Here is an 18,125-nt window from a genome sequence, read left to right as displayed (position 1 = left end):
GGCGCGGTCCGAGAGATCGACGATTGCGAGCGCTTCCGCCGCGCGCTTCTTGGCTTCCCCCCGGCCGAGTCCGTGCAGGGCCGCGTGGTAGAGCAGGTTCTGCTGCAGCGAGAGATCGGAATCCACGGTCTTGGACTGGAACACGACCCCGAGCCGTTGCAGCGCGGCGCCCGGGCGCCGGCGAACGTCGTGGCCGAGAATGCGGATCTCGCCGCTGACGTTGTCGTAGAGGCGGGTGATGAGCGAAAAGAGCGTCGACTTGCCGGCGCCGTTCAGGCCGAGCAGCACGGCAAACGTCCCGCGCGGCACGGTGACAGAAACGTTGTCGAGCACCAGTTTGTCGCCGAACTTGTGGCTGACGCCCGCGACGACGAGGGCAGGCGGTGAGCCTGCCGGCTGGGAATTGGTATTGGTTTCGCTCACGGAGTCATGAACTTTCCGGTTTACCCGTTGTCTCGAAGTCTCAGCGTCTCGAAGTTTCAGCACGGCCACGTATACCCGCCGAGCCCGATCACGACAAAGACAAAGCTCGGCTCTACCCGTTGCCTTGCCTCGATCGCGATGGGCTCGCCGGCATGGCTCAGTTCGGCGCGACCACCACGCCCCAGGGATACCGGCCGACCTTGATCGACTTCGTCACCTTCAGAGATGCAACGTCGATCACCGACACGTCGTTCGATGTTCCGTTCGTGGTGAACATCAATTTTTCATCCGGCGTGAAGCCGAGGTTCCAAACCCGCTGTCCGACAAGCAGGTATTTCTCGACTTTGCGCGTTGCAACATCGACGACCGCAACGCGGTTTGCCGGCCCGAGCGCGACGAATGCCTTTTTGTTGTCTTTGGTGATGCGCACGCCGACGGGCTGAATGGCGTCCTTCGTGATCCCCTGGATCTCGAAATTCACCTTGCCGAGAACCTTGCGCGTCGCGGCCTCGATGACGGTGACAGAGCCGCCGATCTCCGCGCTGACCCACACTTCCTTGCCGTCCGGCGTGAACTCCGCCACGCGCGGCCGGTTGTCGACCAGCACGTTGTCGATGTTCTTGTACGTCTGCGCATCGATGAAATGGGCCATGTTCGTGGTCTCGGACGTGTTGACCAGAACCTTGCCGTCCGGGCTCATGCCCATGCCTTCCGGTTCCACCCCGACGGGCACGTCGGTAATGATGGTGCCCTTGAAGATGTCGACGATGGTGACGAGGTTGTCGTCCTCGTTCGAGACGTACAGCGGATTTCCGGACGTGTGCAGAATGGGCAGTTCCGGATCCGGACCCGAGGGCAGGTCCTTGACGTATTCGAATGTCTTGGTGTCGAACACCTGCATCTTGTGGTCGTCGCTGGCGCAGACGATCACCCACTTGCCTTCGTTGGCGAGGATGATGCCGCGCGGGCGATTGCCGGTCTTGATCGTGTGCACGACGGCGAGCGTTTCGGAATCGATCACCGAAATCGTGTTCTCTTTTTCGTTGGAAACGAAGACCTTATAGGCAAGCGCGTCCGTCGCGCCGAACGCCAGCAACGATCCGGCGAGTGCAAATGCGAGGCGAGTTCGTTGTCTTGTCACGAGGCAGCTCCTTGGGTGTCGCGCGTCTTGTTCTGCATTATTTGAAAGCGGTGCACTTCGACTCGGGCTTGTCCACGCCGAGCGTGTCGAGTTCCGTGAATTGGTGCAGGAAGCCCGGCTGAGGCGAGACGGTCACATGGATTTTGGCGGTCACCAGCAGCACCGGCTGGCGCAACTGCCCGTTCCAGGCCCGGTAGGTCAGCTTCTGGCCCTTGAAGGCCGCGAGTTCGAATTCCGGCGAGCGCATGTAGGCGATCAGCGTCTTGGCGTCCCCGGTGGCTTTGCGCGTCGCGGCTTCGCCGACCGAGCGCACGGCCATCCAGACGTTGTAATCGAGCGCGCGCATGGAACGGCCCGCGAGGCGTTTGAAGCGATTTTGGAATTGCGTGCCGCCCCACAGCTCGATCGCAGGGTGCCACGACGTAGCGAAAAGGCCGGCGGTGCCGATCACCGGGCGCGCCGTCCAGGTGCGATACGGGAAATAGTCGCCGAACAGTTCACCTTCATCCGCAACGACGACCACGTCGTGCTCGGGGGCGCCTTGCATGAAGCCGGGAATCTGCTGCTGGATCTGTTCGAATCCGCCATCCGAGCGCCGGCTGCCGGGATCGTAGTTGAACTTCCGCTCTTCGACGATCTTGTGCCCGAAACGCTTGGCTGTCCGGCGGATCGCATCGGCGTAGGCGGCGTCTTCCTTGGACGGACCCACGATCAGCAGCCAGTTGCGCCACTGCTTCCAGGCCATGTATTGGCCGAGCGCGTCGGTCAGCATCGAACGCGACGGCAGCGTATGCTTGACGTTGACGCGGCACTGCTCTTCGCGAAGCACCTCGTCCGGCGCGGATGCATTGAAAATGATTGCGTCCTTGCCCTTGATGGCATCGGCCATCTTGAGCAGCGTATCGGCGGACACGTCGGCAACGACGTACGCAATGCCCTCGTCGACGCGCTTCGCCACCTCCGCAACGAGCGAATCCGGCGTCGCACTCTGGACGACATCGAGCGAAAACTCCTGCTTCAGGAAGCGCCCGGTCGTGTTGTTGTCGGAGATCGCGAGCTTGCCGCCAGCCACGCCGTCGTCGGGCGGCGGGATATCGAGCAGCGAGAGGGGAGGCAGACGATCCTCGCGAATTTCGCGAGCCATCAGCAGCCTGATTTTCAGGACAGCGGGATCGGATTTGGCGGCAGGGTCAGCAGGGGCATTCGCGGCTGGCGCCGGAGAAGCTGGTGCTGGAGAAGGCGGCGCCGCTGCGGGAGCGTCGCTGGGAGGGCTTGCTGCGGCAGGGACATCCGCACCCTGCGCGGGCCCGGCGGCATCGCCAGCGAAGGCAGGGTTAAGAATGGCGAAGCTCAAGCCCAACAGCGCAAGGAGGGGCAAGTCCCTCAGTACGAAGCTGTCAAGGCGAAAACAGTCGGACCGGGCGGACCGAAGCCCGGACCCAGTTGAAACGGTCATCATCTGTCCTCCCGGCGGACGTTCCGGCAATGCCGTTTGCCGGGGTATATTGTAACATCTTACCCGGGAACATCGCATCGAATTGCCAATTGTCAAGTTCACCGGCCGCGTGCCTCGCGGTTTTGTTACAGCCCGTGAATGCTGATCCGGGGTGATGACACTTGCAAATCCGTAGCCTCCGCACGCACGTTATAGTGTAAGAACTCGTGCTCGGCGGAGCCCGGAATAATTTGCAATGGCAGGAGGACTTGTGGCGGCAAGATTGGCACTCGTGATGGCGGTGATGGTGGCCGCAAGCGGGCCCGCGTGGGCAAGCCAGAAGCTGGCGATTTTTCCAATCGACATGTCGATGCCGAAGTCCGAGGAAGATTTCTTCACGGGCGTCACGGGGCCGACTGATGCGGAGCAGGCGCGCCTCGCCATGGCCGAGGCCGAGCTGACGAAGCGCCTTGGCGACGATGCGCGTTACGAACTGATCGACCTGTCGCCTCTCAAGGACGACATCAAAGCCGTCCGCCCAATCTTCGAATGCAACGGCTGTGAGATAGACATCGCGGCCAAGGCTAAGGCAGATCTCGCGATGACGAGCGTCGTCGAGAAGATTTCCGAAACCCATTTGAGCCTCACGATCGCCATCATAGATGTCGCGAACAGCAAGCTCGTGAGCAACGCGAGTGTCCTGATCCAGGGCAACACCGACGAATCCTGGCTGCACGGTGTCCGTTGGCTGGTGAAGAACCGCTTGCTGGCAAAGGAAGACGCGAAATGATCGATCGCCGCCGGCTTCTCGCCAGTGCCGGAGCGGGCCTTGTCGCGGCCGCGGTTCCGAGAGCCGTCCACGCAGCCGCTGCCGGAACCTTGCGTCTCGCTTCAGTAAAGTATGGCTCCCTCTCCTGGGTTATAGAGACCATCCGCGCCCTCGAACTCGACAAGAAGGCCGGTCTCGCGCTCGACGTCGTCGAAGTTGCATCCAACCAGGCCGGGCCCGTTGCGCTGCTCGCCGGTGGCGCGGACGTAATCGTGTCCGACTGGACGTGGGCGATGCGTCAGCGCTCGCTCGGCGAGAAGCTCAAGTTTTCGGCTTACTCGTCAGCGCTGGGCGGGGTCGTCGTCGCCGACAATAGCCCCATCACCGGCATCTCCGGGCTCGACGGCAAGACGCTCGGCGTTGCAGGGTCCGCCATCGACAAGAGCTGGCTGTTGCTGCGGGCCTATTCGAAGAAAACCATCGGCCAGGACATGGCGAGCTATGCCCATCCCCAGTTCGGCGCCGCGCCGCTCTTGGCCGAGCAGATCCGCTCCGGCCGGATCGACGCCGTCCTCAATTTCTGGACCCACGCGGCGCGCCTCACCGGCAGCGGCTTCAAGGAGATCCTGAGCATCGAGAGCGTCATGAAGGATCTCGGCATTGATCCCGTGCCCGCGCTCGTGGGCTTCATCTGGAAGGAATCCTTCGAAGAAGCTCACTCGGCCCAGATCGAGAAGCTGCTCAACGTGGTGCGCGAAGCGAACGCGGTACTCGCCACCGACGACAGCGCCTGGGACCGGCTGCGGCCGATCGTAAAGCCGAAATCCGACGGCGAGTATCGCTCCATCATGGCCGCCTACCGCGCCGGCATTCCCAAGCCGTGGGGAACGGCCGAGATCGAATCGGCGCGCAAGCTCATGCAGGTTCTCGTCGATGCCGGCGATGCCGAGCTGATGGGCCGTGGGACGCAATTCGACGTCAAGCTGTTCCACCATGCAACGAGCTAGTATGCCGGCACGCGCCAGCGTGGATCAGCCGTGGCAGAGCCGTGTCGCCTGGGGCATCGGCTCACTCGCATTATTCCTGGTGTTCTGGGAGGTGATGGCGCTGCTCGTCCAGCATCGCCACTTGCCCGGTCCCGGTGTCGTGTTCGCCGCCATGATGCAGGAATTCGCTAGCGGTGAATTGACCTTCCACATCGGCATGACGCTCTATCGCGTCGTCGTCGCGTTTATCCTCGCCATGCTGATCGGGTCCGCGATCGGCATCGCCATGGGCCGCAGCGCGCGCATCGACCGGATCTTCGACGGCTGGCTGATCCTGTTTCTCAACCTCCCGGCCCTCGTCATCATTTTTCTTTGCTACGTTTGGCTCGGCTTCACCGAGGTCGCGGCCATCGTCGCCGTCGCCGTCAACAAGATCCCGAACGTCGCCGTCACCGTGCGCGAGGGCGCGCGCAGCCTGTCGCGCGATCTCGACGAGATGGCCCACATGTACCGGTTCGGCTGGTGGAAGACGTTGCGCCACGTCACGCTTCCGCAGCTCGCCCCCTTCTTCCTTGCCGCCGCGCGCACTGGACTGTCGCTGGTGTGGAAGATCGTCCTCGTCGTCGAGCTGTTCGGACGCTCGAACGGCGTCGGGTTCCAGCTCAACACATATTTTCAGCTCTTCGATGTCGCAATGATCCTCGCCTATGCGCTCGCCTTCTGCATCGTGATCCAGCTGATCGAATTCTGCGTCCTGCAGCCGATTTCAGCGCGCGTGAACAGGTGGCGCCGATGAGCTCCGCGCTGCACGAGCCGCTCGACATCCGCGTCGTCCGGAAAATCTATCCCGCCTCCGGCGACCGCGAGGCGCAGCCGGTCTTGAAGGACATCGCGATCAAAATCGAGCCGCGATCGTTTGTCGTCCTCACTGGTCCGTCCGGTTGCGGCAAGTCGACGTTGCTCAACATCATCGCCGGACTCGATTCAGAGTACGAGGGCGACATCGGGCTTGGCGGCCCCGAGACGCGCGTCGGCTACATCTTCCAGTCGCCGCGCCTGCTGCCCTGGCGCACGGTGCGACAGAACATCGAGCTTGCGCTGCCGGACGGCGATCCCAAGCACGCGCAGATCGACGAGATCCTGGCGCAGGTCGGGCTCGAAGGTTTCGGCTCGCAGTACCCCGAACGCCTGTCGCTCGGCATGCAGCGGCGTGCGGCGCTTGCGCGCGGGTTCATCACGGAGCCGGACGTGCTGCTGATGGACGAGCCGTTCGTCTCCCTCGACGATCCCACCGCGGAGGGCCTGCGGGAGCTTTTGATCGCGCTGTGGAATCGCCGCCCGACGACGGTTATCTTCGTCACCCACGACCGCACCGAGGCCGTCATGCTGGGCACCCGTATCTTGCGCATGTCGGCCGCAAATGCGACTATCGTGTCAGATGACACCGTGAGCCTGAGCACGTCCGAACGGACCGACAAGGACAAGGTGCGCGCCGAGCAAAATCGGATCTTCCACGAGACGTGAGCGTCCCTTCCATGACGACGATGATGACGACGCCACATCGCTTCGTCCGCCTTCTTGCCAGTGTCACGTCGGAACCTGAGGCGCGCCTCGCGGCCGCGCACGGCGCCGATATTATCGATTGCAAGAACCCCGCCGAGGGTGCGCTCGGCGCGCTGGCCGTTTCGGTCGTGGCCGCCATCCGCAAAGCCGTCCGGCCCGACATCCCCGTCAGCGCGACGATCGGCGATCTGCCCGCCGATCCCGAAACGGTTGTCCGCGCCGCCACTGAGATGGCCGCGACCGGATGCGATATCGTCAAGATCGGCTTCTTCCCCGGCGGTGACGCCGAAGCGACCATCCGCAGCCTGGGCCGGGACATCGCCCGGGAGACGCCTCTCGTCGCGGTTCTCATGGCCGATGCGCCGCTTGACCTCGCGCTCGTCTCGCAGCTGGGCGAAGCCGGATTTGCCGGCGTGATGCTCGATACCGCTCAGAAGGACGGGCGCACGCTCACCGACCACCGCACCCCGGCCGAACTCAGCCGCTTCATTGCGGACGCGCACGCCGCCGGTCTCTTTGCCGGCCTCGCGGGCTCGCTGCGCGTCGGCCAGATCGCGGAGCTTCTGGCTCTTGCGCCGGATGTGCTCGGCTTTCGAGGTGCGCTGTGCAAGGGGCGCGATCGCCAGCAGGCGCTCGATGCCGCCGCGATATCCGCCGTTCGCCGCGCCATTCCACACGGCCTCAAAACGTCACCTCCATTGGAAATCGCATCATGACGGGCACGAGCAAGGCGCCGGCGCTGGGCCGCGACGCAATCTTCCTCAAGGATTGGGTCGTGGACTGCAACATCGGCGTCTATGCCGAGGAGAAGGGCATCACGCAAAAGGTGCGCCTGTCGATCGATGCGCATCTGGCAGCCGGCGTGCGCGCCGCGGGCGACGACATGGACACGGTGCCGTCCTACACGGACATCATCGACACCGTGAACGACATCATGGCGGCCGGACACATCAATCTCATCGAGACATTCGCCGAGAGCATCGCCGAGCGCACGCTGAAAGACCCGCGCATCGACTCGATCCGTGTCTGCATCGAAAAACTCGAGCGCGGTCCCGTTCGCGGCGTCGAGATCTTTCGCGTCCGTCAGGCTGGCGCATGACGCCGGTCGTCCTCAAGCTCGGCGGCAGTCTCGCCGAGACGGGGCGGCTTCGCACCATGCTCGCAATCGTCCGGCGCGCGCGCCGTCCGCTGGTGATCGTCCCCGGCGGCGGCCCCTTCGCCGATGCGGTGCGCGACATGCAACGCGAGTTGGGTTTTTCGGACGAGATCGCGCACGACATGGCGCTGCGCGCCATGCATCAGATGGCCGATGCGATGCGCGCGATCGAACCGCGCCTCGTGGCGGCCGACACGTTGGTCGGAATGGCGCGCGCCTGGCGAAAACGGCGCGTCCCGGTTTGGCTGCCCGCCAAGCTCTGCGCGGGTGACCGGCGCATTCCGCGCGACTGGACGATCACCTCAGACGGCCTCGCCGCGCGCCTCGCGGAACGCCTGGGCAATGCGGAGCTTATCGTCGTGAAGTCGTGCCGCATCCGGCGCAACGCCACCGCTGCGGCGTTGGCGCGCCAGGGCATCGTCGACGGCGTGTTCCCGATCATCGTTGACCGGGCCAGAGTGGCATGGAGCGTGCTCGGCACCGGCGACGCGCAGGCGTTGGAGCAAGCCCTCGACGCCGCACCGGTCCCGCCGAAAACGTCCGCCGCGCCAAGCAGCAGAACGAGAGCTCTTGCGCGTGGCCGTGGGCGCGCAGGGGGCAAGTGAACCGAATAGGAGTTCCGTCATGCCGCGCATCGTCGAAACCATCGTCACGACGATCAACGCCGAGGGCCAGCCGCACATTGCCCCGCTCGGCCTGATCGAAGACGGCGACGGCTGGATCATCGCGCCGTTCAAGCCTTCGCGCACGCACGACAACCTGCTGGTCAATCCGACGGCCGTGGCCAGTCATCCGGGCGACGTTCGCGTTTTTGCGGGCTGCATCACGGGCCGGCGCGACTGGCCGACCGTCGCCGCGGATCAGGTGAAAGGCGTGCGCCTCAAGGATTGCGTCTCGCACTGGGAGCTCGCGGTCGAGCGCGTGACCGAGGATCCGCAGCGCCCGCGCTTTCACTGCCGCCTCGTGCATGCCGCCTCCCATGCCGTCTGGAGCGGATACAACCGGGCGGAAGCTGCGGTGATCGAGCTGGCGGTGCTATCCACGCGGCTCTCGATGTTGCCGCCGGAAAAGATCGACGCGGAGCTGGCCTATCTCGACATCGCGATCTCGAAGACCGCGGGCCCGCGCGAGCGTGAAGCGTGGGGCTGGCTGATGGAGCGGATCGAGGCCTATCGCCGGGGCGACGCCGAAGCCGCGCGCAAGAAATGAGGGTTTAGGCCGGCACCTGCTGGGCAGCTTTTGCGTAGGCACGGTGGCGCGCCACGTAGAACGTCGCCAGGCTGATTGCCAGAATGATCAGACCGCCCGGCATGACGATGGCTGCAAGGATCGCGAGACTCGTCTTCATTGGCCGTGCCTCCCCTATCAGGCTTTTTTTACTTATGGGGTGAGTCTAGCAGGGACACATTAGAGCCCGCTTCAGTTCGCCGCACGAATCCGAGGAAAACTTTTAAGGTTTGAGTAAAACTTTCTCCAACGCGTCCAATGCGCAACGGACGCGAATGTGTCTGCCCCTGGGTCCCTAATTCAGCTGGTCTCCGCGTCGAGCAGAAGCGCCACTGCTACCGCCGGGGCGGCGCCGGTCGCGAAGTCGAGGCAGCTCGCATTCGCTCCCGCCAGCACACCGAAATCGATCGCCTCGCGTCCGAGCCGCCGCGCGATTTCATGCACGTCACCCGCCCCGATACCGGCCGCAATGACCGGGGCCTGCGGGCCGACATCCACCGCCGAGAGCACCCGCGTCGCGCCGTCGTGGATGGAACGAAGCTGCAGCTCGCGAATGTGCCGGGCGGCGCCGCCCCACGCTTCCGCCGAGCCATCGCGTGCGTCCCGCCCCAGCATGCGCGCGAGCCGCTTGATGCTCTCTTCGAGCGATTTGCCCTTTCCGTCCGCCGTTGCATGCAGGTCGATGCCGGAAAGGTCGTGGCCGAGAATGCGGCGCACGTCGGCCATCGTCGCGAGGTACTCACGCGCGAGGCCCACCCACTGTCCGCCGAACGGGGCTTCGCAGGCGACGGCCATCACGGCCGTCCGCGTGTAGCCGGTATAGACGAGCGCGCCCGTCGCCTGCCGCTCGGCATCCGATACGCCGAGGGGGCGCACCGCGCCGCCCACGACGGGAACGATGTCCGCGGTGGTGGAGCCGAAATCGATCAGCAATGCGTCCGAATGCTTGCGGGCGATCAACGCGGCGGTGGCGAGGAAATTGGTCGAGCCGACGTCGGCATGCCGGGCGCGCGCTTCGCCGCCGCTGCCGAAGCCGTGCGGTCCCATCCAGAAGCGCGCCGCTTGGCCGAAGTCCGCTTCGATCCGGCCGACGAGTGTGTGCACGCCCGTTTCGCGGTCCGGAAAGAGATCCGAAAGCTCCCCGGTCATCGTCACCGCGAAACGCTCGGCCCGCGCAAGCAGCGGGCGCGCGTCAGTCAACGCCGCATCGAGCTTGTCGAGCCCCTGCCAGAGCGGGCACAGGACTTGATGCGCGGCGATGGTGCGGCCATCCGCGACCAGCGCAACCTTGAGGTGGGCGCCGCCGACATCGAGCCCGGCCGTGACAGTCATTGGGTGAAGCGCTCCGGAAAGGGTGTGCCGCGCGCCGTCCGTGGCGATGCGGCGAGGCTCGCGATGTTTACATCGCTCGCCGTGCGGTTACATCTCAGCCCTGTGTTACATCACCTGCCGTCAGAAGGAAGCCCGATGCAGGTCATTCCGGTCATTGATATTCGCGGCGGCGTCGCCGTTGCGGCCGTGCGAGGCGACCGCGCGCGCTATCGGCCGCTCGAGACGCCGCTCGCGCCGTCCGCGGCCGATCCGGTGGCCATCGCTCTGGGCCTCCGCACTCTTTATCCGTTTCGCACGCTCTACGTGGCCGATCTCGACGGCATCGAAGGCCGCGGCGCCGACCTCGCGATGCAGGCCCGCCTGGCTGACATGTGGCCGGGCCTGGAATGCTGGATCGATGACGGTGGCGCAGGGTTCGAGAAAACTGATGTCGGGATTCCCCCCCTCCTAACCTCCCCCACGTCGAGTCGAAGACTCGCCTCCGGCGAGATGGGGGAGGAACACCGTCGAGAGCCACTTGTTGAACAGGTCCCCTCCCCCTTGTGGGGAGGGTTAGGGTGGGGGGAATCCCGACAGCCGCCGCTGATTAAGAGTCAGCTGCCCTACACCATGATTAAAAGTCACGTGCTCGGATCGGAATCGCTTGCGAGCCTTGCCGACTACGACCGCGCGCGCCAGCACGCAGGCCCCGTCGCACCCCTCTCGCTCGATTTTCGCGGCGACCGCTTCATCGGCCCCGCGGAGCTGCTGGAGGATGCCACGCTCTGGCCCGGGCGCGTCATTGTCATGACGCTCGCGCGTGTCGGCAGTGGCGAAGGTCCCGATCTTGCGCGCCTTGGCGAGATCATCGCGCGCGCTGGGTCTCGCGAGGTCTACGCCGCCGGCGGCGTTCGCAACGCGGAAGATCTCCGTGCACTCCGCGGCATCGGCGCGGCCGGCGCGCTCATCGCCAGCGCGCTCCACCAGGGCACCATCACCGCCGCCGATATCGAGCGCGCGGCCACATAACGGCGGCACGAAAAAAGGGCCCGATCGCTTTCGCAATCAGGCCCCGGAAGTTTTAGTCCACTTTGAGTGGATCGTGAAAGTCCACCCGGTAGAATCAGCCGTTCCAACGGCCGGAGAGTAGTCTTCCCAATCGCTGCAGCAGACCCCCGTTCAGAGGAGGGGCATCATTTTCCTGCTGTGGACGGTTTCCGCTTCAAGTCTTCGCACCGAAGGGATGCGAAACCGAGTTGCGCTGAGCGGTCGCTTCGGCAGCCGTCGGCTTGCCAGCAACGGCGCGAGCGATCGACTCCTTGACTGCGCGATAGTTGTAGTCCTGGATCTTGGCGTCGTCGGCAGCTTCCCAGTGGATGAACACGCCGACGAGGATGTAGATGTCGTCCGCTTCGTTTGCCGGGATAACGCCTTCAGCGACCGAGTCCTGAACGGCCTTTGCGACGCCGTACTGGGCAGGTCCGAACATCTGAACGGCCTGGCGGGCGTCCTTGATGGTGACCTTGTTGAACATGATCGTGTTCGGCTTGCAGGGCAGGTTCGGAGCGATCACGGCGAGGAGGGTGGTGAAGCCGTCCTTGTTGTTTGCGATCGCGTTGACGAACGCGGTCTCAGCGGCGGAGCCGCGCGGACCCATGATGAGGTCGATGTGAGCGACTTCGTTGCCGTCACCGACGAGCGACTCGCCAACAAGAACGCGATTGATTTTGGCCATTAGGGGGTTCCCTTCCTTCATATTGAACATAAAACGCAATCCGGGCGTCCGTCAGTGACGTGCGCCTGAAGCGTCTGCCCGGGGTGTGAGAGCCGGCTGCAGTGTAAAACCTATCCCAGTTGCAGCGAACGGCGACACAGGGTGTCACCGACCCGGTTGGCCGGATAGCGGCGCTGAGCGCCGCCCCTCTATAGACCTAGGTCGATGTTTTGGACAAGGGGCTAGACGGGCCCGTTGGTCGCACTCTGACGAATGAGCACATCCGCGAAGAGAGTACCTACCACCAGGTCCGCAGTTGTACCTGGGTTAATGCCCCGATCTTTGAGGCTCTTGTCGAGCGCAAGCAAGGACATCCACGTATCTGGAGTGGGCGCGGGATGCCAAAATGGCGCCGCAATCCGCGCTTCGTTTTGGACGCTCTCGGCGACGTTTAGACCGTGTTTTCTAACGATATGGCTGTCCGGAAACGCCGAGAGGTAGCGCATGTGCAGCGCAGTAATTGCCATGCCCTCATTTGTTGCAGCGCGACGCGCTGCATAAAGTTCGGGCAAGCCCAAATCGAAGAGATCTTCGAAGCAGGTCACATACGCCGTCGCAATCCTGTCGCGATCGGCCGCAAGCGCCATCGCCTCAAGCAGCGTCACCGTGGCCGGCCCATTGACGTCGCCGGTCTCGGCGCGTCCGAGGCCTGCGGGGTTCGCGATCACGATGGCTTCGAAGGCATCCGCCGCGTCCGCCCGGTCGAGCTTGTCGAGCACATGCGCCAGCCGGTCGCGCAGGTTCGATCCGCCCTCGCTCATATCGGCCGCGGCAGAGAGCGGCGCCGCCAGCAGAACGATGCCGAGGTTCGTGTTGAGCCCCGTGACCGCGAAGCTCGCCTTGACCGCGCCGAGAATGCGCGCCCCGACCGTGAGCGAGGGATCGGCGATGAACGGCGCGGCGGCAGCGGCAGCGCGTTCGAAATGATGGATGTCCATGCCGTGCCCGGCGCTGTGGACGTGCACGTTGCCAGGCTTCAGCGCGTTGAGCTCCGCGTGGCAGGCGGCAACGAAGGCGGATTCGATGGCGTCGCGAGAAAGCGGAAATGTCATCTCTCGTCTCCGCGGGCCTCGTCTCCACGAACTAGGCGGCGTACCGGCATAGCCATCAAGCCAACGCTGGCAACTGTGTAACAGCGGCGAGGAAATCCGCTGCCAGCGTGTCGGCGATGTCGGTCGCGGTGACGCTCTGCAAGCCTTTCCACGCCGGGTTCGAATTGATTTCGAGCACCATGAGCTTGCCGGACGCGTCGCGGATCAGATCGACGCCCGCGTAATCGGCCCCGATCGCTGCCACCGCCGCAAGCGCAAGCGCGCTCATCTCGGTGCAGGGATCGTGCGCGATCGGCTCCGCCCCCTGATGCACGTTCGTGATCCAGCTCTTGCCGCGCCGGACCATCGCGGAGAGAAGGCGGCCGTTCGAAACGAACACGCGCCAATCCTCGAACAGCGTCGCTTCCGGAGCGCGCAGATAGTGCTGCATGTAGTAGACGTCGCCGACCTCTTCGGGCGCCGGCAACTCGTCGGCGTTGTGTGCGCGCCGCACGCCGTTGCCCTGGCTGCCGAACAGCGGTTTCAAAACGAACGGGCGCGGATCGGCGGTGAGATGCGCATGCGCCCGCGCGTGCGTTTCCACGACACGGGTCGGCGGCGTCGCGAGCCCGGCCTTTTGAAACAGAAACGTTGCGGTGGACTTGTCGACGCAGCGCTCGATGGCGCGCGCATCGTTCCACACCCGCACGCCGCTCTCGCGGAGCGCGTGCAGAATGCCGAGACGCAGCGTGATCTGCTCGAGCGTTCCCGTCGAGACCGAGCGCACGAACGCCCCGTCCGGCAGTCCCCCGTCGAAGCCCGGAATGTCGAGCCCGCTCGGGCAGGACGTGTCGAAGGCGCACGCGCTGAGCGTCGTCGTGACGACCGTGGCGCCGCGCGCCTCCATCGCCTTCTTGAGGCGACGCGCATGCCAATCGCCCGAACCGTCCTCCACGAACAGCACGATCCGCGGCCCCTGCGGGGTCGCGTTGCCGAGTTCTGTCGTCGTGACCGGCTTGTTCATGAATGTCTCCCCCTCTCCCCGCGAGGCGGGGAGAGGGAAGTTGTTTAGCGGAAGCTTGCGTCGACGATGTCGGGTGCCAGCTTGCCGGCGTGGAAGCTCGATCCGGTATCGAGGTTCGACACCGTCACGAGCGCCGGGCTGAACAGCGACGCGTCGATCTTGTAGAAGTCCCCGCCGACAGCGGCGAAGATCTCGGCGAACGGCTTGCCGTAGATCGAGCACGTGTTGGAGGGCAACTGCTGGGCCAGCTTCTCGGCCTCCGCGTCGCCGCCGCGCACGAACAGCTGGATGCGGCCGCCGTAGATGATGGCGTCGTTCGTCCGCCCCATCGCCTTGACGAAATCCGGGATCGGCGGCGCGATCGGGGCCACGCCATAACCATCGACGATGTTGTTGAGATCGAAGTGCAGCGAGTGCGCCTTGTGCAGCGCCACTTCCAGAACGCGCGCGGCAATCTGCACCGTGCCTGCGAGGCTGCCGGTGGGTGCGAACAGCACCGTGAGATCGCTTGGCTTGATGCCGCATGCCGAAGCGACTTTCTCCGCAACGGCCGGCGGCGGCGCATTATCGCCCTCGATGACCAGCGTCGCCGTGTAGTGATTGTCGGCGTAGCCGAGCTCTTTGTAGAGGTCCTCGACGCGCGACAGCGCGCGCGCCGGGCCCGAGCCGAGTGCGAAGAAGCCGCTGTCGTCCGTGATGGTCCAGCCGGCGTACTGGCTGCCGAGGCAGGCCACCACGGGGTTCGACGAATGAACGATGACGCCGAGCGGCCAGCGCTCGAGGCCGGAGGAGGACGTGAGCGTCACGGTGCCGAGCCCGCCCATGCAGATCTCGCCGAGACGACGGCCGGCTTCCAGCCCGCCGGGCACGTTCGAGCCGAGATCGATGCACCGCTCGCCAGCCTGGCCGGTCGTCACCGCGCAGCGCAGCGAGTCCGCACGCAATACGAGATCGTCAACCATTACCCCCGCCAGCGCGTTCACGCTCGGCGCAAAACTGGAACTGCTGCTCATTGTTGAGCTCCTTTTTCGTTTCAATGGTCATACAGCAAATCTTCGAGCGCGCCCAAGCGCTGAACACAGGTGGCGGCGACCGCATTGGCGTCGTCCCCTTCGGCCAGCACGGTCGCGAGCGGTTGGCGGGCGGCAATGGCGCTACCCGGTCGCGGCCGGTCCGCGGTCCAGTCCGGCCAGTCGATCGCCGGGACGGTAAACGCCCCGCGATCGGCATAGAGAAAAGCCGCGGCCCGCGCGATCGGCGGATGCCAGTCGGTGGAGAGAAGCGCTGCCGGGTCGCCCCCGCGCGCCGCTTCGATGTGGGCTTTGAACAGCGTTCCCGCGGCGTCGTCGAACACGTCGAGCGTCGCGCCCGGCCGGGGATTGACCTCGAGCAGCGACGGCTCGCCGTCGTCCACCAGATAGTCGAACGAGACGATGCCTTTGAGCGACAGCGCCTCCGAGACCGCGAGCGACATCTCGATCAGGCGCGCTTCGAGATCCTCATCGAGCGGCCAGGAGCCGACTGCGCCACCATAGCGATAGGGGCGCCGCGGCAGCGGATTGGTCCACTGGCGGCTGCCGGCGAAGGCCGCGCTCTTGTCCGAGACCAGCCCGAGCAGGGACACGGCGTGCCCCCCGGCGATGCGCTGGTAATAGCGCCGCTTGTCGGGACGGGGCTGCGCCGGACAGGCGTGAATGTGCAAGCCCCCGCTGCCGCCGATCCGCTTCATGAGCCAGCCGTCGGAGACGTCCGGCGCGTCGAGGCGCGTCTCGGGGTGCGGCACGCCGAGATCGTCGAGAACCTGGAAAAACTGCTGCGGATGCTTCGCGCGCCAGATCGTCTCGGCGTCGTTGCCGATCAGCGTGAAGCGTTCGGCGAGCTTCGCCACCAGGCGCGGGTTACATTCGAAGCCGCCGCCGAGCACGAGCCCGATCGGAGGCGAGGGCGCCTCCGCAACGAGACTTTCGAGTGCGGCGATCAGCGGGCGGGCGGTGAATCCCACCTGCACCCGGGCGGGCAGGCAGCGGGACGCTTCCGCCAGCGCCGCCGTATCGAGGTCGCCGAAGCAGTCGACGACCAGCGGCCTGTAACCGGCGCGCCGCGCGGACGCTGCGAGCGCCCGCGCGGAAAAGGCGGCGATGAGGACGGTTTCGCCCGTCAAGCCACGAGCTGGCGGGCCAGCGCGAAGGCGTGACGGAAGTCGAGCGAAAGGGCTTCTTTCGACGACAGCATCTGCTTGAAGAGGCCGGACTCCGTCTTGTACTTGATGTCGCCGATCGCAAGCGGGCCGACGCCGAAGGCATCGGTGCCCGGCAGCGGCGCGCCGTCCATGAACAGATCCATGCCTTCGACGCCCGCAGGCGGCACGGCGTTGACGTCTGCGGCGACGAGGAGGTTCCTTGCGAACTCCTTGTCCTCCTTCGTGATCACCTGCACGCCGGCAGCAGCGGCGGCGAAGACGACCTCGGCGTTGGCCAGGATCTCGCGCTTCTGCGCCTCGGTCTCGCCGCTGGCTGCGGTGAGGTCGACGCCGAAGCGCTCCTTCGAAACAGCGGCAGACTTGATGACGCGATCGACGCCGCGGTGCGCGACAAGCGTAACCTCAGCGCCTTCCAGCGCGGTGATGATCGACGAGGCGAAGCCGACGACGCCGGTGGCACCGAACACGGCAACCTTCGTGCCCTTCCAGCCGCGACCGAACTTCTGCTTCAGCACGCGCTCGACGCAGGCGACCATGGCGGCGGCCGTCGTGAACGAGCCTGCGGGATCTGCGATGACCGAAAGCTCGAACGGGGGCACCATCGCCTTGCGGGCCGCTTCCATCATGTCGAGCGCGACGATCGCATCCTTGCCGCCGATGAACATGCCCGTGCGCACACCGTAATCCGGCGGACGCGAGAAGATGGCGTCCTGCACAAGCGCCGTCGTCTCGTCGAGCGTCACGTTGATATAGGGGACGATGACTTTGAAACCGGCATCCGCGGCCATGTTCACGTCGAACGGGCTCATGTGCTTCTGCGGCGAAAGCATGTGCAGAATGGGCGTCGCGTCACTCATCTAAATCGTCTCCCGTTCGTGTAAGGCGTTTCCGTTTTATGGCCGCGCAATTAGTCGCCGGTCGTGACCGTGGCGCCGGTGTTCCGGCCGCGTACAATCGCGATTTCAAGGCCCATCGCTTTAGCGTCTTCGACTAAAGAATGATAGAGGCGGTCTGCCACATCCTGATCGGCGGTAAATCCAAAGCCTGTTGGCCCCCAAGACGTCTGTCCGATGCCCGTGGCGCCGAGCACGGCGGCGCGTTTGAGCAGGTCGCCGACGGCCGGCGACGTCCAGGGACTTCCACCTTGCGCCGCAGCAAAATGACCGCCGACGATTCCCTGGATGGTGGTTAACGCGGCCCCGAACGCGGCAATGTCGCCCTCGATGAGTCCCGGCACGAGCTGCATCAGCACGAGCCGGCAGAGGCGATCCGCCAGCGCTTCCGGAAAAGGCGGCAGCGTCGCGAACGCTTTCGTCTCGCGGTCGCCGTGCGCACCCTGGTCGCGCGGATCCAGCACGAGCAGGCAGCGCCACGCGTCCGGAAACGGAAGCTGGATCAACACCGGTGGCGGCTGGTCGATCGCGCCGCGCCCGCCGTCGACGATGAAGCCCCCACTTTCGAACGCGGCCATGCCGATCGCCGAGCGCGCGCCCCGCCCTGCGAGATCGCCGATCTGCTGCGGTGAAAACGTGAGACCTTCGAGACGGGCCAGCGCCAGCCCGATCGCCAGCGCAAGCTGCGTTCCGGAGCCGAGTCCCGCATGAGCCGGAATGGCCTGCGCCACCTCGACGCGATAGGCGCCCGGCAGCGACAAAGCCTCTCGGCAACGCTGGAGGACAGTCAGCACGCGCTCGCGCTCGGGCCCCGTCGCCGTGTTCGTCTCGGCGCGCGTCACACGCACATCGGTGGCCGGTGAATCGAGCGCGAGCCCGATCGATCCGTACCGCCGCCCCAGTCCGCCATTGAGATCGAGAAATCCGAGATGGAGCCGTGCCGGCGCCGAAACGCTGCAACCGTTGACCGGGTCCGGCCGCCCGTGTGTTTCGTGCATATGAGTATGCGCCCTTGCCGAAATGCGTGGTTGGTGTGAAGCGGCCGTCGGCCGCTCGCGTGAGCCGCGTGAGGCCAGGCGTGCGTCGCCGAACAGGCTTAGATCATAGCTGAGCCGCCGGGCCTGAGTTCCAAAACCGCCAAACGTGTTCTAGGGTCGGTCCAAAGCGCGGCGTCGCCAAGTATTTGTCGACG

General features: G+C 65.2%; 21 protein-coding genes. 9 read left to right on the top strand and 12 right to left on the bottom strand.

The annotated features are described in order from the left end of the window. The 3 genes from ACTIFK_RS18960 to ACTIFK_RS18950 form a co-directional block, all read right to left on the bottom strand. A partial coding sequence (locus tag ACTIFK_RS18960) for an ATP-binding cassette domain-containing protein (RefSeq protein WP_439544578.1) occupies window positions 1-423 on the bottom strand: 423 nt, incomplete at its 3' end. A gap of 157 nt (window positions 424-580) precedes the next feature. Continuing rightward, window positions 581-1,564 carry a PQQ-dependent catabolism-associated beta-propeller protein gene (locus ACTIFK_RS18955; protein WP_439544577.1) on the bottom strand — a complete coding sequence of 328 codons (984 nt, stop codon included), beginning with the start codon at window positions 1,562-1,564 and terminating at the stop codon, window positions 581-583. Between the two features lie 37 nt (window positions 1,565-1,601). Continuing rightward, window positions 1,602-2,708 (bottom strand): ABC transporter substrate-binding protein, encoded by a 1,107-nt coding sequence (locus ACTIFK_RS18950; RefSeq protein WP_439544576.1) that lies wholly within the window; start codon window positions 2,706-2,708, stop codon window positions 1,602-1,604. A gap of 547 nt (window positions 2,709-3,255) precedes the next feature. Between ACTIFK_RS18950 and ACTIFK_RS18945 the strand changes: the two genes are divergently transcribed. The 8 genes from ACTIFK_RS18945 to ACTIFK_RS18910 are packed head-to-tail and all read left to right on the top strand — an operon-like array spanning window position 3,256 to window position 8,682. Beyond that, window positions 3,256-3,789 (top strand): DUF3280 domain-containing protein, encoded by a 534-nt coding sequence (locus ACTIFK_RS18945; protein WP_439544575.1) that lies wholly within the window; start codon window positions 3,256-3,258, stop codon window positions 3,787-3,789. Further along, window positions 3,786-4,775, top strand: coding sequence for an ABC transporter substrate-binding protein (locus ACTIFK_RS18940; protein ID WP_439544574.1), 990 nt, complete (start codon window positions 3,786-3,788; stop codon window positions 4,773-4,775). The genes ACTIFK_RS18945 and ACTIFK_RS18940 overlap by 4 nt, the downstream gene beginning before the upstream one ends. Window position 4,776: 1 nt before the next feature. Continuing rightward, entirely contained in the window at window positions 4,777-5,550 is a 774-nt protein-coding gene (locus ACTIFK_RS18935) for an ABC transporter permease (protein WP_439544573.1), read from the top strand. Next, entirely contained in the window at window positions 5,547-6,278 is a 732-nt protein-coding gene (locus tag ACTIFK_RS18930; protein WP_439544572.1) for an ABC transporter ATP-binding protein, read from the top strand. The genes ACTIFK_RS18935 and ACTIFK_RS18930 overlap by 4 nt, the downstream gene beginning before the upstream one ends. Window positions 6,279-6,289: 11 nt before the next feature. Beyond that, window positions 6,290-7,033: a (5-formylfuran-3-yl)methyl phosphate synthase gene (locus ACTIFK_RS18925; RefSeq protein ID WP_439544571.1), complete on the top strand. Its 744-nt coding sequence runs from the start codon at window positions 6,290-6,292 to the stop codon at window positions 7,031-7,033. Further along, window positions 7,030-7,416 carry a dihydroneopterin aldolase gene (locus ACTIFK_RS18920; protein WP_439544570.1) on the top strand — a complete coding sequence of 129 codons (387 nt, stop codon included), beginning with the start codon at window positions 7,030-7,032 and terminating at the stop codon, window positions 7,414-7,416. Before ACTIFK_RS18925 ends, ACTIFK_RS18920 begins: the two co-directional genes overlap by 4 nt. Further along, the gene (locus ACTIFK_RS18915) at window positions 7,413-8,078 is read left to right on the top strand and encodes an amino acid kinase family protein (RefSeq protein WP_439544569.1); all 666 of its coding nucleotides are present in this window, start codon (window positions 7,413-7,415) and stop codon (window positions 8,076-8,078) included. The genes ACTIFK_RS18920 and ACTIFK_RS18915 overlap by 4 nt, the downstream gene beginning before the upstream one ends. A gap of 19 nt (window positions 8,079-8,097) precedes the next feature. Beyond that, a complete protein-coding gene (locus ACTIFK_RS18910) occupies window positions 8,098-8,682 on the top strand; it encodes a DUF447 domain-containing protein (RefSeq protein WP_439544568.1) in 585 nt (194 codons plus the stop codon). A 4-nt stretch (window positions 8,683-8,686) separates the two neighbouring features. Here the strand turns inward: ACTIFK_RS18910 and ACTIFK_RS18905 are convergent, their stop codons facing one another. Together ACTIFK_RS18905 and ACTIFK_RS18900 are read right to left on the bottom strand one after the other, a co-directional pair. Then, window positions 8,687-8,821, bottom strand: a complete 135-nt coding sequence (locus ACTIFK_RS18905) for a hypothetical protein (protein ID WP_439544567.1) — start codon at window positions 8,819-8,821, stop codon at window positions 8,687-8,689. 179 nt (window positions 8,822-9,000) lie between these two features. Beyond that, complete coding sequence (locus tag ACTIFK_RS18900; RefSeq protein ID WP_439544566.1) at window positions 9,001-10,032, bottom strand: hydantoinase/oxoprolinase family protein; 1,032 nt, start codon at window positions 10,030-10,032, stop codon at window positions 9,001-9,003. Between the two features lie 24 nt (window positions 10,033-10,056). Here ACTIFK_RS18900 and ACTIFK_RS18895 point away from each other — a divergent pair, with 24 nt between their 5' ends. Beyond that, window positions 10,057-11,040 carry a HisA/HisF-related TIM barrel protein gene (locus tag ACTIFK_RS18895; protein WP_439544565.1) on the top strand — a complete coding sequence of 328 codons (984 nt, stop codon included), beginning with the start codon at window positions 10,057-10,059 and terminating at the stop codon, window positions 11,038-11,040. 193 nt (window positions 11,041-11,233) lie between these two features. Here ACTIFK_RS18895 and fae read toward each other — a convergent pair whose 3' ends face one another. The 7 genes from fae to ACTIFK_RS18860 all read right to left on the bottom strand — a co-directional run bounded on the left by fae (window position 11,234) and on the right by ACTIFK_RS18860 (window position 17,931). After that, a complete protein-coding gene (gene fae, locus ACTIFK_RS18890) occupies window positions 11,234-11,746 on the bottom strand; it encodes a formaldehyde-activating enzyme (RefSeq protein ID WP_439544564.1) in 513 nt (170 codons plus the stop codon). Between the two features lie 221 nt (window positions 11,747-11,967). After that, window positions 11,968-12,837: a triphosphoribosyl-dephospho-CoA synthase gene (locus ACTIFK_RS18885; protein ID WP_439544563.1), complete on the bottom strand. Its 870-nt coding sequence runs from the start codon at window positions 12,835-12,837 to the stop codon at window positions 11,968-11,970. 55 nt (window positions 12,838-12,892) lie between these two features. After that, window positions 12,893-13,840 (bottom strand): ATP-grasp domain-containing protein, encoded by a 948-nt coding sequence (locus ACTIFK_RS18880; protein WP_439544562.1) that lies wholly within the window; start codon window positions 13,838-13,840, stop codon window positions 12,893-12,895. Between the two features lie 44 nt (window positions 13,841-13,884). Next, window positions 13,885-14,853, bottom strand: coding sequence for a methenyltetrahydromethanopterin cyclohydrolase (mch, locus tag ACTIFK_RS18875; RefSeq protein WP_439544561.1), 969 nt, complete (start codon window positions 14,851-14,853; stop codon window positions 13,885-13,887). Window positions 14,854-14,873: 20 nt separating this feature from the next. Beyond that, complete coding sequence (locus tag ACTIFK_RS18870) at window positions 14,874-16,001, bottom strand: ATP-grasp domain-containing protein (protein WP_439544560.1); 1,128 nt, start codon at window positions 15,999-16,001, stop codon at window positions 14,874-14,876. Further along, complete coding sequence (locus ACTIFK_RS18865) at window positions 15,998-16,897, bottom strand: NAD(P)-dependent methylenetetrahydromethanopterin dehydrogenase (protein ID WP_439544559.1); 900 nt, start codon at window positions 16,895-16,897, stop codon at window positions 15,998-16,000. Before ACTIFK_RS18865 ends, ACTIFK_RS18870 begins: the two co-directional genes overlap by 4 nt. Window positions 16,898-16,947: 50 nt before the next feature. Continuing rightward, complete coding sequence (locus ACTIFK_RS18860) at window positions 16,948-17,931, bottom strand: beta-ribofuranosylaminobenzene 5'-phosphate synthase family protein (protein WP_439544558.1); 984 nt, start codon at window positions 17,929-17,931, stop codon at window positions 16,948-16,950. Window positions 17,932-18,125: the final 194 nt, after the last annotated feature.

The sequence above is a fragment of the Hyphomicrobium sp. genome (assembly GCF_051860585.1).
Lineage (GTDB): Bacteria > Pseudomonadota > Alphaproteobacteria > Rhizobiales > Hyphomicrobiaceae > Hyphomicrobium_C.
This window is presented reverse-complemented; position numbering and strand designations above follow the sequence as displayed.